Genomic DNA, 291 nt, shown 5'->3' with positions numbered 1-291 from the left:
AACCGTCTTTTGCTGGATTTGGTACGACTGAGGAATTTTCCCAAATTGGTCGTGGGTCAGAATGAGACAATCCCAATGGTTATTTTTGATGTCATTGAATAGTTTGACACGGTTTTCGGGACTAAAGTCACTGGCTTGGGGGTATAACAGCTTCGCTTCTGGATAGGCCGATTGAAAGGTTTCGGCAATTTGGTGAACGTTGGCTTTGAGGCCGATAATCATGGGTTTGTTGACAATGCCCAACCGTTTCATTTCATAGGCAGCCACGCACATAATCAGGGTTTTACCCGA

General features: G+C 45.0%; 1 protein-coding gene. It reads right to left on the bottom strand.

The annotated features are described in order from the left end of the window. Positions 1-291, bottom strand: a 291-nt coding sequence (locus AC23P2_RS31350) for a hypothetical protein (RefSeq protein WP_487776830.1), incomplete at both ends; no start/stop codon positions are given.

The organism is Runella sp. R0.1_18, assembly GCF_057652155.1.
This window is presented reverse-complemented; position numbering and strand designations above follow the sequence as displayed.